The sequence below is a fragment of the Hymenobacter fodinae genome (assembly GCF_004745825.1).
Classification (GTDB): Bacteria; Bacteroidota; Bacteroidia; order Cytophagales; family Hymenobacteraceae; genus Hymenobacter; species Hymenobacter fodinae.
The window spans coordinates 1,389,459-1,412,730 of record NZ_SRLA01000001.1 but is presented as its reverse complement, the minus strand read 5'-3'; the positions used below and the strand labels follow the sequence as shown (position 1 = coordinate 1,412,730).

The following is a 23,272-nucleotide window of genomic DNA, read 5'->3' as shown; positions in this document are numbered from 1 at the left end:
CCGTTTTTCGACCCCATGATAAGCGACGACTCTCAACCTAGCATTCTGCTCGTCGAAGACGATCAGATGGATATAATGAATGTGCAACGCGAGCTACGGAAGCACAACATTGATGTACCCTTGCATATTGCCCGCAACGGCAAAGAAGCCCTAAGTCTGCTTCGGGGCGAAGACGGGAAAGCACAGATCCCTAAGCCTAATGTGGTGATGCTCGACATTAACATGCCCCGCATGAATGGACTAGAGCTACTGCAGATCTTGCGCTCCGACCCCGACTTTGTAGGCCTCAATGTGTTTATCACCACCACCTCTGATCTTGAAACCGAACGGTTCAAAGCCCAGGAGTTGGCTGTCAGCGGATACATCATCAAGCCGCTAAGCTTTGATAAGTTTGGAGAAGGAGGCGCCACGGTAGATGGTTTTAGCCTTTTCCTGGACCTGCTCCGGCTGAAAGATTAAGCCGCACAGTTGCAACTGAACCTGAGGGTACCATAAGCCAGTTGCACCAATTATGTATGACCTTGGTATCTGGCAACAGTGGCCTAGCAATGGCCGGCGCTAGTATGCTAAGGTCTTGCTGTTTATAAAATCATCGGAACTTCGGCTATAGCAGCCGAAACCCCATTCGGTGGTGCTCTGTGGGCCCGTGGTCCCTAATGGCCGCCCGATGGGTTGGAGTAGGATACCCAGCATTTTGCTCCCAACCGTAGTACGGAAACTCTGCCGCCAGCTCCCGCATCCGGTCATCACGGAATGTTTTTGCCAGCACCGAGGCCGCCGCAATAGAGCGGTATAATCCATCGCCCCCAATAATGCAGGTGTGCGGTAGCACAGGATGCGCCCGAAACCGATTACCATCCACCAGCAGGTGCGTGGGCTGTATGTCTAGCTTTGCTACGGCCCGGTGCATCGCCAGATAACTCGCCTGCGCAATGTTGATAGAGGCTATTTCCTGTGGCGACGCCTCCGCTACAGCCCACGCTACGGCTTCCTGGCATATTTCGGCGCGCACCAGCTCCCGCCGGCGAGCTGTCATTTGCTTGGAGTCGTTGAGGTGCTGAGAAGTAAAGTCGGGCGGCAGGATAACAGCGGCGGCAAAAACGGGCCCGGCCAAACACCCCCGGCCTGCTTCATCGAGTCCGGCTTCCAGGGGGTGGCCCGTGTACGAAGCGAGTAACATTCCGCAAAGGTACGCTAGGCCACTCTCATCTCTACATCAGGAAAACCCGCGTACACACAAAGGAACAGGCCTCCCCTACTGCATCTGGCAATAGGAGAGGCCTGTTCTAGGTGCTGCTATTCCGCAGCGGATATGGTATTATTTGTGGCTGCCAGCGGCCGAGCCAACGTCCGGACCATCATTAGCCCCACGGCGGTTGCCCTGTTTGTCACGCGGGCCTTCATCCAAAGCGTCGTCTTCGTCGGTGGTGATATACACGTTGGTAGTGGGGCCTAGGCCACCGGTGTTCTGTATGAGTTCAGACTCAGCCTGGGCATGCTTCAGGTTGAATAGTGGGTCGCCAGGCTGTTCTTGAGTAGTTTGCTTTTTTGACTGATTGGCCATACAACTTACTGCATCGACCGGGATGTGAACGATCGACCTTCCGATGATACGCACCCTACCTAGTCGAGGTTGGAGGCGGACCCTTACAGGATTTTGGTAATTGAGTGGCTTGCAGAAGGCGTAAAACAAAAAAACCGCTGCTTGAAGCAGCGGTTTTTTCAGTGTGTTGGCCGGCAAATCATTCATCCACCCTACTCCTTTGCCGACAACAACACAACGCAGTAGAAGCCTTCCTTTCCATTAACCCTACGTGCGCCATTCATTACTGATACAAATGTATACTAGCGCTATCCTTGCTTGCTTTGGAACTTGGTAAACAGTACTACTTTACCGACCAACTCACTCTTCTACCCGGTAGGTGTATACTTAGTGCCTATAAAGCTAGAAATCAGTCTTACCTTTACGCCCATCACCTTCCAGCTATTTCTTGCTTATGTCCAATAAGAATCTTTCCGAGCTCGACGAAACGCACAACCCTTGGCAAACGCACAACAGCGAGGTCAAGTACGAAAACCCTTGGATCAGGGTGCGGGAAGACCAGATTACGAATCCTGCCGGAAATCCGGGCCTCTATGGCGTAGTATCCATGAAAAACAAGGCGCTGGGTATTGTGCCGGTTGATGAGGAAGGTAATACATGGCTGGTAGGCCAGTACCGTTACGCCCTCAACGAATACAGCTGGGAAATCCCGATGGGTGGTGGCCCAGTAGAGCTTGACATCTTGGAATCAGCCCAACGGGAGCTGCGCGAAGAAACCGGTATCACGGCCCACCGCTGGACCAATATTGCCCGGCTGCACACATCAAACTCCGTTACTGATGAGGAGGGGTTTGTGTTCTTGGCGCAAGACCTAGAGTTTGGCGCAGAAGAACCTGAGGACACCGAGGATCTGCACGTCTGGAAGCTGCCCCTTTCTGAGGCTATTGAAATGGTGATGAACAACCGGATTACGGATGCCATTAGTGTAGCCGGCCTGCTAAAGGCGGCTCGCGTGCTGGCGCAGTAAGCTGGCACAGCGAGGCTGGAGTTGCTTAGCTCGGTTCCAGCCTCGCCGTTACTCGCGTATCCCTTTTACCTTTGCAGGTATGCGTCGCTTGATACGTTACATAGGCCACCGGCTCTACACCACTTGGGCAACCTTTTGGTTTGTGCTGCCTTTCGTGCTGACCTATCCGCTGCAGTGGCTGATGAGCCGCCAGAAATGGCACCGGCAGCTTCACGCTCTTAACCGGGGCTGGAGTATTTTCTCCATCCGGATGTGGGGGGTGCCCGTTACTATTATCAAGAAAAACCCTCTTCCTGCGGATCAGCCGTGCGTGTATGTAGCTAACCACGGCTCCTACATCGATATCCTGATGTTGTTCAAAGCCATTCCGGGCTTTCTGAACATGGTGGGCAAGAGTGACCTGGCGGAGGTACCCGTGTGGGGTCCTATTTTCGGTAGCACCTATATTACTGTCAACCGCAACAGCGCCGTAAGCCGGGGACGCTCAATGGTAGAAGCACGGCGTAGTCTGGAGGCAGGCCGCTCAGTGGTTATTTTTCCGGAGGGTACTATCTCTCCTAAGCCCGGCGAAGAAATGGTGCCGTTTAAGGAAGGTGCTTTCCAACTAGCTATTGCGGCAGGCGTACCTATCGTGCCTATTTCTATGCCGCTCAATCACAAGTTCATGCCCAGTATCAAGGGCTCGCTGCGAGTGCGGTATTCTCCGCTGCGGCTAGTTATGCACGAGCCGATTCCAACCACCGGCCTTACCTTAGCCGATGCCCCGGAACTAAAGGACCGGGTTTACACGATTATTGCCAGTGAGTTCCTATCCGAAGGAGCTGGTATTCCGGAGCCTAGTACCTGGCGTAAGCCCCAGCCTGCAGTGCAGGAAATGGCCCTGCCTAACTCTTAATTCTACGTTTTACTTTTCCTGTTGTGAGCACCGACCTAGCCACCCTGCGTAAGCTGGCCCATTTGGCCCGCCTAGAATTCGACGAAAACAAGGAGCAGCAAATGCTCGGCGACTTAAATAAGATTCTAGACTGGGTTGATCAACTTCGCCAGCTCGATACGTCCAATGTAGAGCCTCTGGTTCACCTTTCGCACGAAATCAATGTGCTGCGCCCCGATGAAGCTCACAACACGGTGAGCCACCAGGAAGGCCTGCGCAATGCTCCGCGCAAGGACTCTGACTATTTCCGTGTCCCGAAAGTTTTAGAATAACGGTTGCTACTTCCTGCTGCTTCCTCGCATAGCCGCTGGCATGGCCCGCTGCTGCTACTAGCCATCTTCACCGTCTTGGCCGTGGGGCTGGCGGGTTGGCATTACGCCACTGGCGATGATGCCGTGCTACCGCTCCGGCCAGTAGCCCAGCTAACGGCTGTTCCCACCACTGTCGCGTCCGTCCGCATAGGCCTAGCTGAGCTACCTGTTCAGGCGAATGGATACCTGCTCACGCAGACTTATGACGTGGATGGCCCCTACGTGCAACCTACGGCTGCCCTACTACTTGTAGGCCTGTTAGGCGTAGCATTGGCGTATTTTCTTGCCTCCGTTAGTACTCTAGCGCGCCCAGCATTTATCATTGGCACGGGCCTGGTGATTTTCCTGCTGATGTCGCTGAATGCTGACTTGCTAGGAGTATTTAATGCACGGGAGCAGTATTTCTTGATTCTGAGTTTGGTGCTACTGGGCGGCAGCACGTTTGCCTTCCACGCTTTTCTACCCAACATCAGCTTTACTAGCAGGCTGCTGGTGCTTGGTGCTATAGTGGCCGTACTGGGCGTCTTGCTCTTTACGCGCAGCCAATACGCAACCGATGTTACGGCCCTCCATCTCACGGCTTTCTTCACGGCCTCGGGAGCCGTGACGTTTGCCCTACTAGTCTTGTGGGTGGCCTACGAGAACATCTTTGGGTTACTATGGCTGAACACGCAGGCTGAAACGCCTAGTGGCCGTTTTGGGCTATTGCCATTTCTATTAACCAGCCTGCTGTACCTGGGCACGTTGCTCTTGTATTATTGGAATAATGGTGAACTACTCATCCTGCCCGGTTGGCACCTCGACCCGCTCGTGCTACTGGTGCCTGCCGTGGTAGTTGGCTGGTTAGGCCTACAGCAGCGTAGCGCCACGTACGGTTCCTTCGTTTCATTTTGGCCTGGGGCCACTTACCTCTACTTGGTCGTTGTCCTGTTGGCGGCCACGGCGCTTGGCTACGCGTTTGCCACCGCCAACGACCCATTTCTCTTTGCCGCCCGCGACTTTACTGCCGTCGCGCTTCTAGCTATTGGCACCGCCTTTCTGCTATACGTGCTAGTGAATTTTGGTCCGTTGATTCGCAAAAAGATGGCAGTACACCGTGTGGTGTATGAGCCGCGACGCTTTCCATTCTTCGCCATGTATCTGCTAGGCCTAGCAGCTGTGGGGGCCGTTGAATTACGCAACAATTTTTTTGTAGTCGATCAGGTTAAGGCGGCCTACTACAACAACCTCGGCGACCTTACTCGCCTGCAGAGCGAGCTGGCGCCAACCACTGATGCTTTGGCCTTACTAGCCGAACGTTACTACGCTGAGAGTGATGAGCTTGACCTGCATAATCACAAAGCCAGCCTAGGTCGGGCAGCGTTATATCGTTTCCGGCTGCAGCGCCAGAATGAGATCAACATCCTGCGACGCGCCCTGAGCCGTAGGCCATCCGAGAAAATTTCGCTGCGCCTGGCAGCTCTTTATAACGAGCCAGCCGACTTCTTCGACCGGTTAGAAGTTCTGCGAGCAGGTTTAAAGAGCACCCCACGTAGTGCCTCTATCGCCGGTGACCTAGCGCAGCTCTATACTCGCTCTTCCCTCTCCGACTCCGTTGCGTATTACCAAGCGCGCGCCGAAGCACTGGCCCCCAACAGTTCCGTCCTCCAGTCCAACCGACTGGCCTACCTCATGCAGCAACAGCAGTGGTCAGCGGCTCAACAGCTCGCTACCGAGGCTGCTGATGCTACCGACCCGGCCCTGCAAAGCAATCGGCTTCTGCTAGGCCAGCTGACCAACCATCGTTCGGAAACAGCTTTAGAAACCCCGCCATCAACGGAGCCACTATCCCCTGCCACATTTGCGCGCTTGTACCATTATGCCCTAGGCCAAGTTACGCGCCGAGATACGGCTCTACTGCCCACACTCAAACAACTTGCCGCGCAACCAGACAACACGCCGTACGCCGATCAGCTTCTGTTTCTACGTGCCCTTACGCAGCAGTACGGCGGTCAGCCAGTAGCAGCGCAAGCTACACTGCGTCCTTTAGCTACCGGCTCCGGACCCGCGGCTGCTTACTACCAATCTATCCAAGGGCTGTGGTTGCTAGATCAGCGACTATACGCGGCGGCCGCTCCGCGCTTAGCCGAAGCGGTGCAGAATGGCGCTGCGGCGGCAGGGTTACCCCAAGCCTACGCACTGGTCTTAAGCGGACAACTTGATTCTGCCCGCCGGGTAGCTACTTATCTGCTCAAGCAACCCCAAGTGCCCTTGCCAGGTCTTACCCGCGACCTATTTACAATCATACAGCCTGCTTTTGGCGCCGATTACGCTCAGGCTTCCGATTCCCTGAAGGCACAATACTTGGTATTACGCGGTGACGAGTTCCCAGCCAGTACCGACCTTTTAGCCCCTGCCGCAGCAATTCAACAGCCTGCGCCCCGTCAAGCGGCCCTTCTAGCTCAGCTACCGCGAGCAGTGCGTGCTGGACAGCTAGCCCCAGCTCAGCAAGTAGTGCAGCGCTTCGCACCCGCAGTCAACACTCGTTCTATTCAGGCCTCGGCCTGGAATGTGCAGCGGGGCGAACTACTAGTTCGAACTAAGCAATGGCCAGCCCTGCAGCAACTCACGGAACAGGCCTACCTCCAAGGACCCGACTTGGCTTGGCGGCGTTATTTTGAGGCGGTACTCGCCGAAGCGCACCAACAGCCTCAGCAGGCAGCCAAGCTCTATGCTCAGCTCGTGCAGGAAACTCCTTTTGTTGAAAGTGGTATGCTGGCAGCAGCCCAGTTTCATACCCAGCGCAATGATTTCATTACTGCTTATAACACCTTACTGCGGGGAATTGACTACAATCCGGAGTCAGCAGAGCTGTTGAAAGCTTACGTTTTGGCCGCCATTCCAGTGGGTCTGAACGAGTATGCAGCCGCTCCGCTCGAGCACTTGGCCGCGTTGCTTTCCCCTCAGGAATATAGTACCTTTCGTACGCTGGTAGAGTCGCGGCGCACTGCGCAGACAGCCTCCACGGCTCCCTGGAACTAATCTGATTTTGGTTATGCTGCACCCCGTCATTGAAACCACTGACATCTCCAAAGTCTACCGGATGGGGACCGAGGAAATCCACGCGCTGCAATCCGTTTCCATTACCATCCAGCGCGGCGAGTATGTAGCCTTCATGGGACCCTCCGGTTCTGGTAAGTCAACCCTCATGAATATCGTAGGTTGTCTGGATACTCCTAGCGGCGGTAGGTACGTCTTAAACGGCCATGACGTAAGCAACATGACCGACAATCAGCTGGCCGACGTGCGTAACCGCGAGATTGGCTTCGTCTTCCAATCATTTAACCTACTCCCGCGCGCTACCGCCCTCGATAACGTAGCCCTGCCTTTGATTTACGCTGGTTATGGCAAGTCAGAGCGCCAGGAAATTGCTCGTGAGGCCCTGCGCAGCGTAGGCCTAGCTGAACGGGCTCTGCACAAACCCAATGAGCTTAGCGGCGGCCAGCGCCAGCGCGTGGCAATTGCCCGCGCACTAGTGAATAACCCTAGCATCATCCTCGCCGACGAACCTACCGGAGCCCTTGATACCCGTACCAGCCATGAAATCATGGACCTGTTCGAGGCCCTGTACGTGAAGGGCAATACCATTATCATGGTAACGCACGAGGAAGATATTGCGCGCTATGCTCACCGTATTGTGCGGCTGCGAGATGGTCTGATTGAAACAGATATTATCAATCACGAGGTAAACACGCACCATCAGTTGGTAAGTAAATAGGGTTGCTGCGCCCGGCGATAGGCAACGCCTTCCGGCTAGGCCGCAACTTTCTGCCCCGTTGCCTGTCTATCGAGTACGTTTCCCTTCTACTTATCCTGCTCTTGAAAATCTATACCAAAACCGGCGACCAAGGCTTGACTTCCCTTATTGGCGGTACTCGCGTCCCTAAATCTAGTTTGCGGATCGACTGCTACGGTACCGTTGATGAGCTAAACTCCTACATAGGCCTAGTGCGCGACCAGGAAGTCAATGCTACTCGACGTCCGTTGCTCAAGGAAATCCAGGATCGGCTCTTCACAATCGGTGCTTCATTAGCCTCCGACCCCGAGAAATCCAAGATGAAAATTCCGGACTTACACGCCGAGGACGTAACCCTTCTGGAGCAGCAAATGGACCAGATGAACGCTACCTTGCCTGAGTTGCGGGTATTTGTCTTGCCGGGTGGCCATCCCGCTGTTTCATTTGCCCACGTGGCCCGGTGTGTTTGCCGCCGCGCCGAGCGCTTAGTTATCCAGTTGCGGGAAGACTCCTTTGTCGCCGATCTGGTGGTGATGTATTTGAACCGCCTTTCTGATTTTCTGTTTGTACTAAGCCGGCAAATGGCGCATGACTTAGGCGCCGAGGAAGTTACTTGGCAACCTCGAATGTAGATTCTCATCCACACCCCCAAGTCACTTTCTTTCTGCATTTTACTCGCTCCTACTGCCCTCCCACCCCTCTCTTACAACCAGTGGTTAGCTGAGTCCGTTTTAAAGGTCTCTCCTATTCGCTATTGTACCCTTATTCCTACCCACCCCACTTTCTTCCTATGATTGACACCCTCACCATCCAGACGAAGCGCACCAGTGCTTCCCGCCTCCCCGAAGTGGACTTCAACCACTTGGAGTTTGGCAAGACCTTCTCAGACCACATGCTGGTAGTCGACTACCACGATGGTGAGTGGCAAGAGCCGCAGATTGTCCCTTATGGCGACATGACCGTGAGCCCCGCTAATTCAGCCCTGCACTATGGACAAGCTATTTTTGAGGGCATGAAGGCCTACAAAAATGAGCAAGGAGAGGTATACATGTTCCGTCCTTACGACAACCTGCACCGCCTCAACGCTTCGGCAGAGCGTATGTGCATGCCGACTATTCCTGAGGAAATCTTCATGCAGGGCCTAACTCAGCTACTGCGTCTAGACACTCCGTGGATTCCGAGCTTTACCGGCAGTGCTCTTTATATCCGGCCGTTCATGTTTGCAACCGACGGTTTGCTGGGTGTGCGCCCCTCCGATTCGTACCGGTTCATGATTATTACCTGCCCCGTAGGCCTGTATTATAATAAGCCCCTGCGCGTGCGCTTTGAAGAAAAGTACGTTCGCTCAGCTGAGGGTGGCGCCGGCTTCGCTAAGAACGCGGGTAATTACGGTGCGGCCATGTATCCTACCAAGCTAGCTCAGCAGGAGGGCTACAACCAGCTTATCTGGACTGATGCTTCAGAACATAAGTATGTAGAAGAGTCTGGCACCATGAACGCTGTGTTTGTTATTAATGGCAAAGTTGTTACACCAGCCCTTAGCTCTTCTATCCTTGATGGCATTACCCGTCGTAGCGTGCTCCAATTAGCTCGTGACTGGGATATTCCAGTTGAAGAGCGCAAAGTGTCTGCGTTGGAAATTCTCGAAGCACAGGCCAACGGCACCCTGCAGGAAGCCTTCGGTGTAGGTACCGCTGCTACCATTGCCCCTATTGCCGTCATTGGTTACCAAGGAGAAGACTACGCCCTTCCTATGCCACCCGCCGACGCTTTCTCGCACCGCGTGTCAGCAGCCTTAGCAGACATCCGGAGTGGTAAGGCTGCTGATACCCACAGTTGGATGGTGCGCGTGTAATTTTCAACGCGCTTCCCTAGTTATAAAAACTGAGGCCAACTTCACATGAAGTTGGCCTCAGTTTTTATGTTGACCTTTGCCACTTACCCATTCTTTCCATCATTCACTTTTTGTCCCGATGACCCATGAACAGGTAAAGGACTTGAAGGGCCGCGCTGAGGCCCTGAGGAGGTACCTTTGACTACGATAACCGTAAAGCACAAGTATTAGAAACAGAAGCTCAAACCACTGCTCCAGGCTTTTGGGATGACTCCAAAAAAGCTGAAGCGGTCATGAAAGACATCAAAGCCCTCAAAGTATGGACTGATGACTTTGAGGCCGTTGAAAAAGCGGTGGGTGATGTAGAAGTGTTGTATGACTTCTACCGTGAGGGCGATGTCTCTGAACAAGAGATACAACAGGAGTTTGAAGCCGCCGAACAAGCCGTTGACCGACTTGAATTCAAGCGCATGCTCTCCGATGAGGAAGACCAATTATCGGCCATCCTAGAAATTAACCCCGGTGCGGGCGGAACCGAAAGCCAGGACTGGGCAGAAATGCTTATGCGCATGTACATCATGTGGGGCGAAAAACAAGGGTTCACCGTACGTCAGGTTAGCTATCAACCCGGCGAAGGAGCAGGTATTAAATCAGCTTCATTAGAAATTGATGGCCCATTCGCTTACGGTTACTTAAAAAGCGAAATTGGTGTACACCGTCTCGTGCGAATTTCGCCCTTTGACAGCAGCGGCCGGCGTCACACTTCATTTGCATCCGTGTTTGCTTATCCGGTAGTTGATGATACTATTAACATCCAGATCAATCCTGCTGACATCTCCTGGGACACTTTCCGAGCCGGCGGTGCTGGAGGTCAGAATGTAAATAAAGTAGAAACGGCAGTGCGCTTGACCCACGCTCCTTCAGGTATCATCATCGCTGTGCAAATCGAGCGCAGCCAGTTGATGAATAAAGAGCACGCACTACGCATGCTAAAGTCTCGCCTCTATCAAATTGAGATGGACAAGCGCAACGCCGAGCGGGATAAAGTAGAAGCAGGCAAAAAGCGTATCGACTTCGGCTCCCAAATCCGTAACTACGTTCTGCATCCCTATAAGCTTATTAAAGACCTCCGCACAGGTATTGAGCGCACTGACGTGCAAAACGTACTGGATGGTGATTTAGACGAGTATATAAGAGGTTATTTGATGCAGAGCTAGCCTCATCACATCGCACATAGGTGTACAAGAAAATGCAAAAGGCTGCCCAAATTGGGCAGCCTTTTGTGTACTCTACGATATAACTTGATTAGTCTACAACGTCCCAGAAGATCTTCGTGTACTGATCCACACCAGCCGGAACGTTAGCAGCATTCGTGCTAATTTCCGATAGCGGATAAATCAAGCGCTTGGGAAGTCTACCAGGAGTAGCTGCCTCTAAAGAAACCGGGAACTTTGGCAAACCCGTGCGACGGAAATCATCCCATGCTTCGGTGCTTGCCACCGTATTTTCAGCCAAATATTTTTGGTAGATGATGATTTCTTGTTTACCCAAGGCGCCGTTTACTGTAGCCAAGTCATAATTGACTTTAGGGTTTGTAGCGTTTGCGGTGATATAGGTGTTATACTGCGTTACACCTGGAGTAGCCGTTGTAGCAGTAGCAATTGTACCGTTATTCACACCCGTGGCAGTTCTCAGGTTTGAGTTAGCAGGACGATAGAATTGCATAAAGGAAGCCTTTATACCGTCCAAGTAGTCTTGCTTGGCGGCAGCTTCACCACCCGTGAAGAGACCACGAGTTTCGGCCTCTGCTTTCAAAAACAATTGCTCTGACAACAACATGATAACGGTTGGAGCAGTTGGGCCTTTTAATAATCCTCCATTAAGCAGGAAACGCGAACCAATGTTGTTACCTGTTACTGCAGGAGGGTTGGCCTCGCCCAGGTCGGTACCATAGTATCCAGGCGTAGCAACACCACCTATTAACTTTGTTCCCTGACCATAGAGCTGGGAAAGACGTGGATCACTGTTATCCTTGTACTGGTTGATAATATAATTGGTCGGGATAATAAAAGCCCGGTCGCCAGAAGCAGTACCAGCTGCAGTTGCACCGTAGCGATTATAGAACGGGTTCTGCTGACCCGTGCTTTGCGCGTAGTTAGGTTGTACATCCACATCAGCAGTGATAAAGCCATCTGTTGCGGTTTGCAAAGCCGCTAGTTGCGTTTTAACGCTAGCACTTGCATCTGGGGTCTGAGACTCACGCATTAGGATACGCAGCTTCAAACTGTTTGCAAATTGTTTCCACTTAGTCATGTTACCAGCAAAAACAATGTCCTCAGCTGCGCCAACAGTAAGTGCAGTGTTATTAGCTGCAGCAGTATTGATGTCAGCAATGGCTCCAGTTAGTTGGACTAAAAGGTCAGCATAAATGTCAGCAGCCTTATCGTAAGCAGGAGTCGTTTCAGCAGCACCTTGTAGCGCTTGAGAGTAAGGAATATCTCCCCACTGATCCACCAGCAACAAGAAGTTGTAGGCTTTCATGATACGAGCAATAGCCGCGTGGTTAGGATACGTGCCAGCTTGCCGTTGAATGATGTTATAGTCATTCAGGTTATCATAAGTGGCAGTAAATAGCGTTGCGTTATACGAGTTAGAGTAGTTGTACGTACGCTCTTCACCGAATCCACTCACACCACCCGATTTGCCCCAATAACCAGTGGCGAAGCTTGAGTAGGTGTTGTAGTTATTGCCGTTGTTGATCCCGCCATTATAGTTGGCAGCGGTAGCAGCTAGTGCCTGTGCCAGGATTGCATCAGGCGTTGCTGCCGTCAACGCGTTAGGGTTAGTGTTGATGTCTAGGAAATCATCGCAGCCAGTTGCGGCAAGCATAAGCGCCCCAACTGCGAGTACTTTAAATGATATTTTCATGAAAGTCTGAAATTAGAAAGTTGCGGAAAGAGTAGCTCCGTAAAACTTGGTGGGGGGCGTCTGCAGGTTGGAGTTCAAACCAATTGCGTTGCCGCTGAACAAGCTGAATTCTGGGTCGGTATAGATGTTCTCTTTCGGCACCCAAGTGAAGATGTTACGTCCGTATAGATTCACGGACAATCCTTTCACAAAACCAGTCTTCGACAGCAGTGTGGAGGGGACAGCGTAGCTCAACGACACCTCACGAATCTTAAAAAACTTACCCGTGGTCACATAGTTTTCTGCTACTGTACGGTTCCAGGTTGAATTTTGAGCCCAAAATTCAGCCCCACCAGGAGTATAACCAGAGGTATTTGCAATATACGTCGTGTTGCCACTCGCATCCGTTTGAGGGATCACAGAGTTTGGATAGATGAAATCCTGACGGCCATACATTGCGCTACGTGCACCAGCACCCGTAAAGTCAAGGTCCTCACCGATACCGTTATACACTACATAGCCCGTGCGAAGTTCCCCTTGACCGGCCAATGTAATGCCTTTAAAGGTAATGCTAGTGTTGAAGCCGTAACGATACTTAGGCTGCGTATTACCGAAATTCTGGTTGTCAGCCGCTTTAACCGGATAGTAATATACCGTTGGGTCAGTAGTGTCGTACGTGTTTCGAGTTGGAGCCATGATAACACGGCCAGCAGCGTCACGCGAATAGTGTGAACCTGCTAGGTAAGGGAAAGGCTTACCAGGAATAGCATAAAGTTGGGCATTACCACCCGTAGTCAGTGCAAGCTGCGGTAGACCGTCTGGCAAAGAGATTACTTCGTTGTTGTTATAGTTGAAGTTACCACCTACCGTAACAGTTAGGCTGTTTTCAAGACGAATTGGGGTAATATTCAGGTCAGCTTCAACACCGCGGTTCTCTACAACACCACCATTTAGTAGCAGAGAGCTGTAACCAGAAGTCTGTGAGATTTGCGTTGGAATCGTTTGCCCGCTGCTTCGCTGGGTATAATAGGTAATTGCACCAGCTACCCGACGCTGCAGGAAGCTAAGTTCAATACCTGCTTCAATCGAGCGGGTCGTCTCAGGACGCAGTCCAGGCTGTACTAAGCCATTATCAGCTTGAAACGAAGCGGTCGAACCAAATGGGTAGCCAAAGCCCAGAGAATAAGTAGAATTTAGGCGGTATGCGCCGCCAGTCTGGTAAACACCTGTACCAGTTTGGTTCAAGTTTACTTGGCTTACTTTAGTGATACCACCGCGAATTTTACCATAGTCTAAAAACGACACATCTTTTAAAGCTGGGATAGCATTTGTAAAGATGAATGACGCATCTAGACCAGGATAGAAGAAGCTACGGTTATCTGGATCCAAGAAAGATAGATTGTCATAACGACCCGATCCGTGAACGTACAGGTAATCCTTGTAACCTAACGTTAGATCAGCATAGAAAGCATAGATACGTGTTCTTGCACTACCGTCGCTACCAGTCAAGTTACCTACACGGTTGCCCAAGTTAAACAGGCCCGGAGTGGCCAGTGCAGTAGAGGCTACAGAGTTAAAACGGGAGTCCAGCTGCTGTACGTTGTTCCCAAGAATAGCTTGCACAGAAAAATCACCGAACGTTTTGTCCACGCTAGCGAATAGATCCGAGTTTATACGGTTAAGGTTGCTAGTTACGTCACGCACAAAACCAGTTCTTTGCTGGCCCGTTGACTTGTTTGTATTAGCAAGTGTATAGGCATCAAACAAGAACTTGTCCTGAGTAGTTAAATTAGCTTGGTTGATGTTAGTAGTACCAAGTCGATACTGAATACGCAACCAATCAAACACTTTATACCCCAAATCAATATTACCTACGATCGTGTTCTGACGATCTTTAGCGCGAGTATTGTCTATATTGAAGTATGGGTTAGAGTAGAACGCGTTAGCGTAACCATTGGGGTTAGCAAACTTATTGTTTCGCCAGTCGCTATAAGAGGTCAAAGGCGACATGGACGTCGTGTTAAACACGGCGTAGTATACACCTGTAGGGGCATCTAAGTTAGCAGTCTGATCTACTACCTGTTGTGCATACGAAATATTGAAGCCAACCGAGAGCTTACCTAACTCGTGCGAAGCATTCAGACGGAAAGTATTACGGTCATACTTGTCCTTGGGAATAATGCCGTTGTTATGCACATTTTGAAAGGAGGCATAAAATTTATTTCGTTCATCACCCGCCGAAAAAGTTACACCATTCTGCATCTGATATCCCGTATTGAAAAACTTACGTCTTTCATTAGGGCGTGATGAATATGGTAACATTTGGAGGCTACCATCAGCCAGTTGTTCCCCAAATGGTACCATGCGGCCATCATAGCGCGGACCAAACTGCTGATTTTCATAGCCTGTGTAGGCGTTTTCCTCCGGAACGTCTACACTCCCATCGGGTGTAAAGTCCGGACGGTCATTCCTCCCTGCCCGATCACCATTCCAGGAGTTTGCGCCAGGACCGAATTCATTTTGGAATTTAGGCAGGAATGAAATTGATTCAAACTGTGAAGTTTGAGAAAGAGTAATTTGTGGGGCACCACCACCTTTTTTGGTAGTTACAATCAATGCACCGTTAGAAGCCTGTGAGCCGTATAATGCAGCTGCATTAGCACCCTTCAGTACAGAGATAGATGCAATATCATCAGGATTTAGGGCGGTTAAGACCTCATTTTGAGAGATGACACCATCAATTACTACAAGAGCTTGGTTGTTACCTGTTAAGGAACGACCACCACGCAGCGTAATAGCCACTGACGGGTTAATGCCGTTATTCAGCGTCTGAATTTGCAAACCCGATACTTTACCGGCCAATCCATTTGCTACGTTGTTAACGCGAGCCTGGGTAACCTCTTTCGTATCAAGAGTAGCAGTTGCGTAACCAACCTGTTGAGACTGGCGCTGAATACCAAGAGCCCCAGTTACTACAACCTCACCTAATTGCTTAGAATCGGAAGCAAGTCCGATATCGATGGTAGATGCATCTCCGATGGCACGCTCTACTGCTACATAACCAATAGAAGAAAACGTAAGTGCCGTTGCAGATGCTGGAGCACTGATGGTGTAACTACCATCGGCATTTGTAGAAACGCCAGTAGTTGTGCCCTTCACCAATACTGTTACGCCGGGCAAACCTTGGCCATTGGCACGGTCAGTGACACGTCCCGAAATTTGACGGTTCTGCGCGGCCGCCTGCTGCAACAGGACAGGTGCGATCAGAAGCGCACTCAATAAAGTTTTTTGCATGTGAGTGAGTGTGGGTAAATGTGACTATGAGTGAATTATAAAGGAAAGAACGTCTCTAACATGCTAACCACAAGATAGTGAACTCTATTTGAAAGAAAAGAAACAATCTCTAGAGGGCATGGAACCGCAATTTATAAAAAAATATCAATCGGAAAATTTCACTTCATATAACGTCAAAATGGTGAACCTAGCATATACGTGTATTGCATATAACACATCCTTACAGGCGATTACGGATATCCTTTCATAGATATTATTTAGCTGTCTCTTAAGGCAGGAGGCTATTGTGTGTTCATACTATGTCTTATTTCTAAAATAGCATATCAATACACTTATACATTTTAGTGCATGTTATCCATATTGGATTAATCCTATTTGTTGAACTATTTGAATAGCTTCCATTGAGATATATACTGATAGGTAATCAACAACTCTTTCTAATCTGAAAGCTAGTGAACTGCCCCTTATGCGAGAGATATCATATTAATAACCTATTAAAATTACGCTTTTATCAAATAAATAGAGGTTTTGATAAAATACCTTCATAACTTTCAGATCTCGTTTGTTGGGCCATGCTAGATCTAACCCTAGTAGACCGCTCTTTTCTACTTTCACTCACACCTTATTACATGAACAAAACGCTACTTTTTGCAATACCTGTAGCTACTCTTAGTGTAGCCCAAGTATTTGCACAAACTCGCACAATCAGTGGTAGAGTAACTGACCGTGCTACAGGCGAAGGTCTACCTGGAGTAACTGTACTAGTAAAAGGTACTACTTCAGGAGTTTCCACCAATTCTGACGGTACATTTAACCTGAATGCACCATTAAATGCTGACGTCCTAACTTTCAGTTCTGTCGGCTATTTGGCAGCCGAACGTGCAATCGGGAGTGAAAGCCAGATTAATATAGCCCTTGCAGCTGATACCAAAAGCTTGAGCGAAGTGGTAGTAGTGGGCTATGGTACTCAGGAACGTGCTGAGTTAACAGGTGCTGTAACTAGCGTAGGAGCACAGGAATTCAAGAATACCCCCATTGTAAGCGTTGACCAAGCACTGCAGGGTCGCGCTCCAGGCGTACAAATTTCTCAGAATTCTGGTACCCCAGGCTCGGGTATCGCGGTCCGTGTCCGGGGCTCTTCTTCTATTACAGCAGGTAACGAGCCGCTGTACGTTGTTGATGGCATTCCAATTAACACCGGCAGCTATACCAACATCGGTACGGGTGGTCAAACGACCAATGCTTTGTCAGATATCAACCCTAACGATATCGAGTCTATTGAAGTGCTGAAAGATGCCGCTTCTTCGGCGATCTACGGTTCACGTGCTTCAAATGGTGTTGTAATCATTACTACAAAGCGTGGTAAGGCAGGTAAAACCAAGGTAAACCTTGGTTACTACACTGGTATTCAGAAAGCTTGGAATCAACTAACTCCCCTAACTGGTCAACAACAGACCGAACTGTTTCTTGAGCAGCTTCAGAACCGCTATCCAGTAAACGCAGCTGGTCAGATCCCTGCTTTTGGTGTACCCTTCCGTAGCTATGCCGATGCTGCCGCTTATGGCTTTGGTGGAGCTGGCCTATCTATTGTAGGTGGAGTTTACCAGGCTGTGGACGATGGAGATGGTGTTCGGGATGTAGCTACCTTTCAGAACCCTGCTAGTGCTCCAAACACCAACTGGCAAAACGAAATCTTCCGTACTGCTCCTATTAGCAATTACGAGCTAACGCTCAGCGGTGGCAATGCCGGCACCAAGTTCTTGCTGTCGGGTAATTATTTCGATCAAACCGGTATAGTCTTAGGCTCGGACTTCAAGCGTGGCAACGTGCGCTTGAACCTTGACCATGAGATTAATACGCACATTCGGGTAGGCACTAATCTGGGCCTAAGCCGTTCGGCCAGTAACCGTATTCAGAACGATAACAACATTAACGGGGTAGTAAGTACTGCTATTTTGGTAGCCAGTGACATTCCAAAGTATCGTGCGAATGGCACCTACTATAAGGACCCCGGTGCCTCTACTGAGAACCCATTGGCCGCCGCCAAGGAGCCATTCTTGGAGTCGATTAGCGCACGTTTAATTGGTACTACATTCGCTGAATTTGAATATATCAAGAATTTGCGCTTCCGCACCACCGTAGGCTTAGATTACTTGACTTTCCGCGATAATACCTTCAACCCAACCACTACGAATACTGGGGCAGGCGCCAACGGCTCTGCTGTGGCCTCTTATCGCCAGGACGCCAATTTCAACTGGGATAACGTAATCACGTACAGCAAAACCTTTGCTGAATCGCACGATGTTACAGCCCTGGTTGGGGTAAACTACCAGCAAGACCGATTCTCAGAACTGTTTGCTACTGCTTCTAGCTTCCCAGGAAACGATATCCGTCAGCTATCGGCAGGTGCCTTGAAAACGGGTGCTTCGTCTTCCGCTACGGGCTGGAACTTGTTCGGTGCATTTTCACGCCTGAATTATGCTTACAAAGGCAAGTACCTACTCTCCGGTAGCATTCGTCGTGACGGATCTTCCCGCTTTGGTGAGGAAAACCAATACGGTATTTTCCCGGCAGTCTCGGGCGGCTGGCGTATTTCAGAGGAAAGCTTCATGGATGGTCTCAGTCAGATCAGCAACCTAAAGCTCCGGGCTAGCTATGGCGAAACCGGTAACTCTGATATTGGCAACTTCCCTTCTCTTGCTCTGATTGGCACAGGTGCTAACTACCTGCAACTGGGTGGCCTAGCACCTAGCCAGCTCGCTAACCCAAGCTTGAAGTGGGAGCGTACCAGCCAGACTGACTTTGGCATTGACCTAGGTTTCTTCAATAACCGCGTCAACTTCATCGCCGACGTCTATAAGAAGAAGACCCGAGACCTGTTGCTGGCTCGTCCTTTGGTGTTTGACACTGGTTTCGGTTCATACACCTCGAACATTGGCAACATCGAAAACAAAGGCTTAGAATTAGGCTTAACTACTGTAAACTTTAATGCTGCTGAGCCCGGAGCTTTTGAATGGACAACAAACTTTAATATCTCCTTTAACCGGAACAAAGTAACCAAACTGTCGGGCCCTGCTTCTGCAGCAGGCTTTGCTAGCTGGCTTGCAGAAGGTCAACCCCTAGGAGCGTTCCGCGGCTACCGCGTAGAAGGCATTTTCCAGACGCAGGAAGAGATTAATGCTCTTGATGCTAATGCGAAAACTCAAACTGGCGTTGCTACCTCTGTTTACCAGACTACGCTCACTCGCCCTGGCGATATTAAGTTTAAGGATATTAACGGTGACGGAGTAATCACTTCTGCGGACCAGGAAATATTGGGTAGCGCTCAGCCTAAGTTTTATGGCGGCTTTACTAATACACTGTCGTTTAAAGGATTTGACCTTACCGCATTCCTACAGTACAACTACGGTAATAAGATCTATAATAACACTAAGTCTTTCTCGGAAGGCATGAACGGTGTATTTGGTCAGACTGCCGGTGTATTGAACCGCTGGACCCCAAATAACACAAACACGGATATTCCGCGTGCAGTATACGGTGACCCGAATAACAATCGTCGCGTATCAGACCGCTTCATTGAAGATGGTTCTTATGCCCGCTTGAAAAACGTTGTGTTGGGCTACACCTTCTCAAGTGCGCTTGCTTCGCGTGCTCACGTAAGCTCATTGCGCATTTACGCTCAAGCTCAGAACTTGGTAACCTTTACCAATTACTCAGGCCTTGACCCCGAGGTTAACACCTTCAGTGGGAGTAACACTTCGCTTGGCACTGACTTCTTGGTTTACCCACAGGCTCGCACAATCACCTTCGGTGTTAACCTAGGCCTGTAATCTTTCCCTCTTTGCAACTCATGAAAAATATCTTTTTAACACGTTTAGCTGCTGCTGCACTATTAGTGTCATTAGCTTCTTCCTGTGATAAGCTGCTCGATGTAAAGCCACAAGCTAGTTTACCTGCTGAAACTGCTCTTACTACCAAGCAGGGCGTAGAAGCCGCTCTGATTGGCGCCTATGATGCCGTGCAAAGCGGTAACTACTGGGGCCTGCGTTACATTCTGTTTGCCGATATGGGCGCAGATAATGTTCGTTGGACGGGTACTCTACCAAGCTTTCAGCAAATCAACCAAAACAACATCACAGCTGATAACGTGGAGTTGAGCAGTATGTGGTCTTCTATCTACAGTGGCATTAACCGCGCTAACTACGTAATTGAAGCCGCTGGCGCTCTGTCTGACCCATCTTACACTCCTGCTACAGCTATTGCACAGGCAAGAGCTTTGCGTGCCTTCCACTACATGAACCTATTAGGTTTCTGGGGTGGCACGCCTGAAGGCTATAATAAGCCAGGTGGAGTAGGTGTTCCATTGCGTTTGACGCCAACCAAGGACATCAGTGATGCACAGATTGCTCCTATTCCTCGCTCGACTGAGCAGCAGATTATTCAAGTAATCAACGATGACTTTGATTACGCTATAGCCAACTTGCCTACTGCTTATACCAGCGCAAATAACCAGAACCGTGGCCGAATCACGAAGAATGCGGCTATTGCTCTAAAAGCACGCTTTGCCCTGCGCAATGGTGACTACCCAACAGTAATATCACTGACTGCACCTTTGCGTGATGCATCAGGCAACCTGCCTCTGTCGGCTAACTACGTTGACCTTTGGGCACTGAAGAATCAGCAGGAGTCTATTTGGGAGCTTCAGTATGATGCCACCGACGCTAACTCGATTGCCTTCTATTGGTATCCTACCGCTAACGGTGGACGCAACGAAGTAGATCCTGCTACTGGTCTACCTGCTGCACACGAAACAGGTGATAAGCGTTTACCCGTTAATGTAAACTCCTCACCTGCTGGCACTACGCAGAAGTTTAGCCGTGTAACTGGTGATGACAACGTTATCTTGGTACGTAACGGTGAAACTATACTTAACCGTGCTGAGGCGTTAGCTCGCGTAGGTGGTGTTGCAAACCTGACTGAAGCAGTTAAGCTACTCAACTTGATTCGGGTACGTGCTGGTTTGGCCGCTTATGTGCTGACTCCAACCGCTACGGATTTAACGGGCCAAACTGGTCTTGTTGCCGCTATCCTGAAGGAGCGCCGTGTGGAGCTTGCCCACGAAGGACACCGTTGGTTTGATTTGCGCCGTACGGGCACGGTATTGAGTACCCTAACAGGTGTTACCCAACCCTTCCGCGTACTATGGCCCATTCCACAGCGTGAGGTACTGAATAGCTCGGGTACCATTACACAAAACACTGGCTATTAATTTTAGCCAATGGTACATGAAAAAGGAAGGCCCTGACGTTTGTCAGGGCCTTCCTTTTTCATGTACCATTGATTGGTTTACAGCTCTGTTATCCGTAAAGCTACTTGCTCTTGCTTTTCCGTTGGACGTTGAAGCCAATCCAAAATTTTACTAGCTACTTCCTCTGGCTTGGCTAGTTTGCCTTCTTCAAAGAAGCCAGCAAACTTTGCAGCTTCACTGAAGCTATGTTGATCGGCAGTGCGGATATGTGCTTGCATGGGAGTGTCGAGGATGCCGGGGGAAAGACTGCGGATGCGGATTCCGGTACCGCGGATGTCTTGTTCTTTCTGGGCAGTGCGGGATAGAGCATCAAGCGCAGCTTTGGATGCTGAGTAAGCACCCCAACCATCAACGGCTCTCTGGGCGGCGCCACTGCTGATGTTTAGGATTGTGCGCGGGACTGAAAGGCTGGAGTAGGCACTCAGGAATGTGTTCATGAACATGGCAGGTGCCACGGTATTGACATCAAAAACAAACTCGAAGTGCTCGTTCTGGTGTTCACCTAAGTAGCCTATATCACCTAGCACGGCTGCATTATTGATTAAAGTAATACTTTCAGCATCTGGCCTAGCAGTAAAAACCTTGTGCAAGTTGTTCTGCACGGCTAGCATATCTGATAAATCCAGAGGTTGGTGCGTGTACCGCTCGTGAGCAATAGTGGCGTGCCGTGAGACGCCCAAAACAGCAATATCTGGTATTTGTAGGGCAGCTTCTGCAAGGGCCTTGCCAAGACCCCGACTAGCACCAGTAATAATGTAGTAATGCATATGGGAGAGAAATGAGATGAGAAAGCGTACATAAAAAGTACGGTAGAAAGCAAAAGGAGGTGACCTAGGCCACCTCCTTTTGCTTTATTAGCCACTTACCGCAGACGTAGACTGGCCTAGAGAATATACTGGCTCAGGTCGCGGTTACGAACCATGTCCCGCAGCCGCTCTTCTACTAACTCACGAGTGATGAGAATGCGGGCGTTAGGGCCAATCTGATCGGGTACATCAAATAGAATATCGTTGAGCAAGCGGCTCATAACGGTGTGTAGTCGGCGGGCCCCAATGTTTTCTACTTCGCTGTTAACCTCGAAGGCGATACTAGCTAACCGCTCCAAGGCTTCATCATCGAACGAAAGCTCCACATTTTCTGCCTTTAAGAGGGCTTCGTACTGCTTGGTCAGTGCGTTTTTGGGGTCTCTGAGAATACGGTAGAAATCATCCTTGGTGAGGCTTTGGAGCTCTACACGAATGGGAAAACGGCCCTGTAACTCCGGGATAAGATCGGAGGGCTTAGCCACGTGGAAGGCACCGGCCGCGATGAACAGGATGTGGTCGGTGTGGATGATGCCATATTTGGTGCTGACGGCAGAGCCTTCCACAATCGGTAGTAAGTCGCGCTGTACGCCTTCTCGACTCACATCGGGTCCACCACCGCCTTTGCTGCTACGGCTAGCTACTTTATCAATTTCGTCGATGAATATGATACCGGCGTTTTCGGCGTGACGGATGGCCTCGTCCTTCACCTCGTCCATATCGATGAGTTTGGCAGCTTCCTCGTCTAGCAGAATTTTCCGGGCTTCGGCAATAGTAACCTTGCGCTTCCGGGTTTTCTTAGGAATCATAGAGCCCAGCATATCCTGGATGCCGGCCATGGAGGCTTCGTCTAGGCCTGCCGGTCCACCAATCACGCCAATGCCGGGCGAGTTATTCTGCTGCACCCGGATGTCGATTTTTCGGTCTTCCATTTCTCCATTCCGAATCTTCTCGCGAAAACGCTCGCGCGTGCGTTCGTTGAGTTCATGATCAGAATCGGGCACTTGATTACCATCGGAGCTGCCGAAGCCAACACCGGGCTTTGTGATGCTACCACCCGAAATAGGCGGAATTAATGCATCAAGGATAAGATCCTCGACGGCTTGGGCGGCTTGAGCTTTTACTTCCTCTTTACGCCGCTGCCGCACCATGTTCACGGATTGCTCTACTAGGTCGCGTACCATGCTCTCTACGTCGCGGCCTACATACCCCACTTCTGTGAACTTAGACGCTTCTACTTTGGTGAAAGGGGCCCCGGAAATGCTTGCCAAGCGACGGGCAATTTCAGTTTTGCCCACGCCCGTGGAGCCTATCATGAGGATGTTGTTCGGTACGATTTCGCGCTGCATTTCGGCAGGAGCGTGCAGACGGCGCCACCGGTTGCGCAGCGCAATAGCCACGTGGCGCTTGGCATCGTGTTGGCCAATGATGTATTTATCGAGCTCGGCCACAATTTGTGCCGGCGTCAGAAATTCAGCAGAATCTAACATAGGGTGAACGGGTAAACAGGAACAGGTGCCGGAGTATAGCCGGAAT

17 protein-coding genes are annotated in these 23,272 nt (G+C 50.4%); 11 read left to right on the top strand and 6 right to left on the bottom strand.

The window, feature by feature from the left end; all coding sequences use genetic code 11:
- Window positions 1–15 precede the first annotated feature (15 nt).
- Window positions 16–459, top strand: coding sequence for a response regulator (locus EU556_RS06035; RefSeq protein WP_135432000.1), 444 nt, complete (start codon window positions 16–18; stop codon window positions 457–459).
- 145 nt (window positions 460–604) lie between these two features.
- Here EU556_RS06035 and EU556_RS06030 read toward each other — a convergent pair whose 3' ends face one another.
- Both EU556_RS06030 and EU556_RS06025 read right to left on the bottom strand, forming a co-directional pair.
- On the bottom strand, window positions 605–1,180 hold the full coding sequence (locus EU556_RS06030) for a ribonuclease HII (protein WP_135431998.1): 576 nt from the start codon (window positions 1,178–1,180) through the stop codon (window positions 605–607).
- Window positions 1,181–1,318: 138 nt separating this feature from the next.
- Window positions 1,319–1,564: a hypothetical protein gene (locus tag EU556_RS06025; RefSeq protein WP_135431996.1), complete on the bottom strand. Its 246-nt coding sequence runs from the start codon at window positions 1,562–1,564 to the stop codon at window positions 1,319–1,321.
- 433 nt (window positions 1,565–1,997) lie between these two features.
- On the opposite strand from EU556_RS06025, the gene EU556_RS06020 reads away from it, so the two are divergent.
- From EU556_RS06020 to prfB, 8 genes are all read left to right on the top strand, one after another.
- Complete coding sequence (locus EU556_RS06020; protein ID WP_135431994.1) at window positions 1,998–2,570, top strand: NUDIX domain-containing protein; 573 nt, start codon at window positions 1,998–2,000, stop codon at window positions 2,568–2,570.
- Between the two features lie 79 nt (window positions 2,571–2,649).
- The gene (locus tag EU556_RS06015) at window positions 2,650–3,465 is read left to right on the top strand and encodes a lysophospholipid acyltransferase family protein (protein ID WP_135431992.1); all 816 of its coding nucleotides are present in this window, start codon (window positions 2,650–2,652) and stop codon (window positions 3,463–3,465) included.
- Between the two features lie 23 nt (window positions 3,466–3,488).
- Window positions 3,489–3,776: an Asp-tRNA(Asn)/Glu-tRNA(Gln) amidotransferase subunit GatC gene (gatC, locus tag EU556_RS06010; RefSeq protein WP_135431990.1), complete on the top strand. Its 288-nt coding sequence runs from the start codon at window positions 3,489–3,491 to the stop codon at window positions 3,774–3,776.
- A gap of 3 nt (window positions 3,777–3,779) precedes the next feature.
- A complete protein-coding gene (locus EU556_RS06005; RefSeq protein ID WP_135431988.1) occupies window positions 3,780–6,836 on the top strand; it encodes a tetratricopeptide repeat protein in 3,057 nt (1,018 codons plus the stop codon).
- Window positions 6,837–6,849: 13 nt separating this feature from the next.
- The gene (locus tag EU556_RS06000) at window positions 6,850–7,572 is read left to right on the top strand and encodes an ABC transporter ATP-binding protein (protein ID WP_135431986.1); all 723 of its coding nucleotides are present in this window, start codon (window positions 6,850–6,852) and stop codon (window positions 7,570–7,572) included.
- Window positions 7,573–7,673: 101 nt separating this feature from the next.
- Window positions 7,674–8,222 carry a cob(I)yrinic acid a,c-diamide adenosyltransferase gene (locus EU556_RS05995; RefSeq protein ID WP_135431984.1) on the top strand — a complete coding sequence of 183 codons (549 nt, stop codon included), beginning with the start codon at window positions 7,674–7,676 and terminating at the stop codon, window positions 8,220–8,222.
- 158 nt (window positions 8,223–8,380) lie between these two features.
- Entirely contained in the window at window positions 8,381–9,445 is a 1,065-nt protein-coding gene (locus tag EU556_RS05990; protein WP_135431982.1) for a branched-chain amino acid aminotransferase, read from the top strand.
- A gap of 118 nt (window positions 9,446–9,563) precedes the next feature.
- Window positions 9,564–10,641, top strand: a protein-coding gene (gene prfB / locus EU556_RS05985) for a peptide chain release factor 2 (protein ID WP_135431980.1) whose coding sequence is annotated in 2 segments (ribosomal slippage) — window positions 9,564–9,623 and window positions 9,625–10,641 — 1,077 coding nt in all. Because the reading frame shifts where the segments join, the coding sequence is not laid out codon by codon here.
- 88 nt (window positions 10,642–10,729) lie between these two features.
- Here prfB and EU556_RS05980 read toward each other — a convergent pair.
- Window positions 10,730–12,352, bottom strand: a complete 1,623-nt coding sequence (locus EU556_RS05980; protein ID WP_135431978.1) for a SusD/RagB family nutrient-binding outer membrane lipoprotein — start codon at window positions 12,350–12,352, stop codon at window positions 10,730–10,732.
- 12 nt (window positions 12,353–12,364) lie between these two features.
- On the bottom strand, window positions 12,365–15,625 hold the full coding sequence (locus EU556_RS05975; RefSeq protein ID WP_135431976.1) for a SusC/RagA family TonB-linked outer membrane protein: 3,261 nt from the start codon (window positions 15,623–15,625) through the stop codon (window positions 12,365–12,367).
- A gap of 629 nt (window positions 15,626–16,254) precedes the next feature.
- Between EU556_RS05975 and EU556_RS05970 the strand changes: the two genes are divergently transcribed.
- Complete coding sequence (locus EU556_RS05970; RefSeq protein ID WP_167855477.1) at window positions 16,255–19,455, top strand: SusC/RagA family TonB-linked outer membrane protein; 3,201 nt, start codon at window positions 16,255–16,257, stop codon at window positions 19,453–19,455.
- A gap of 20 nt (window positions 19,456–19,475) precedes the next feature.
- Window positions 19,476–20,894 carry a RagB/SusD family nutrient uptake outer membrane protein gene (locus EU556_RS05965; RefSeq protein ID WP_135431972.1) on the top strand — a complete coding sequence of 473 codons (1,419 nt, stop codon included), beginning with the start codon at window positions 19,476–19,478 and terminating at the stop codon, window positions 20,892–20,894.
- A gap of 77 nt (window positions 20,895–20,971) precedes the next feature.
- Here EU556_RS05965 and EU556_RS05960 read toward each other — a convergent pair whose 3' ends face one another.
- Complete coding sequence (locus EU556_RS05960) at window positions 20,972–21,700, bottom strand: SDR family NAD(P)-dependent oxidoreductase (protein ID WP_135431970.1); 729 nt, start codon at window positions 21,698–21,700, stop codon at window positions 20,972–20,974.
- A gap of 116 nt (window positions 21,701–21,816) precedes the next feature.
- Window positions 21,817–23,226, bottom strand: coding sequence for an ATP-dependent protease ATPase subunit HslU (gene hslU, locus EU556_RS05955; protein ID WP_135431968.1), 1,410 nt, complete (start codon window positions 23,224–23,226; stop codon window positions 21,817–21,819).
- Window positions 23,227–23,272 lie beyond the last annotated feature (46 nt).

Bases quoted from the DNA above. Each gene is read 5' to 3' on its own strand.
- EU556_RS06035 (WP_135432000.1), top strand. From the start codon at position 16: ATGATAAGCGACGACTCTCAACCTAGCATTCTGCTCGTCGAAGACGAT.
- EU556_RS06030 (WP_135431998.1), bottom strand. From the start codon at position 1,180: ATGTTACTCGCTTCGTACACGGGCCACCCCCTGGAAGCCGGACTCGAT.
- EU556_RS06025 (WP_135431996.1), bottom strand. From the start codon at position 1,564: ATGGCCAATCAGTCAAAAAAGCAAACTACTCAAGAACAGCCTGGCGAC.
- EU556_RS06020 (WP_135431994.1), top strand. From the start codon at position 1,998: ATGTCCAATAAGAATCTTTCCGAGCTCGACGAAACGCACAACCCTTGG.
- EU556_RS06015 (WP_135431992.1), top strand. From the start codon at position 2,650: ATGCGTCGCTTGATACGTTACATAGGCCACCGGCTCTACACCACTTGG.
- EU556_RS06000 (WP_135431986.1), top strand. From the start codon at position 6,850: ATGCTGCACCCCGTCATTGAAACCACTGACATCTCCAAAGTCTACCGG.
- EU556_RS05990 (WP_135431982.1), top strand. From the start codon at position 8,381: ATGATTGACACCCTCACCATCCAGACGAAGCGCACCAGTGCTTCCCGC.
- EU556_RS05980 (WP_135431978.1), bottom strand. From the start codon at position 12,352: ATGAAAATATCATTTAAAGTACTCGCAGTTGGGGCGCTTATGCTTGCC.
- EU556_RS05975 (WP_135431976.1), bottom strand. From the start codon at position 15,625: ATGCAAAAAACTTTATTGAGTGCGCTTCTGATCGCACCTGTCCTGTTG.
- EU556_RS05970 (WP_167855477.1), top strand. From the start codon at position 16,255: ATGAACAAAACGCTACTTTTTGCAATACCTGTAGCTACTCTTAGTGTA.
- EU556_RS05965 (WP_135431972.1), top strand. From the start codon at position 19,476: ATGAAAAATATCTTTTTAACACGTTTAGCTGCTGCTGCACTATTAGTG.
- EU556_RS05960 (WP_135431970.1), bottom strand. From the start codon at position 21,700: ATGCATTACTACATTATTACTGGTGCTAGTCGGGGTCTTGGCAAGGCC.
- hslU (WP_135431968.1), bottom strand. From the start codon at position 23,226: ATGTTAGATTCTGCTGAATTTCTGACGCCGGCACAAATTGTGGCCGAG.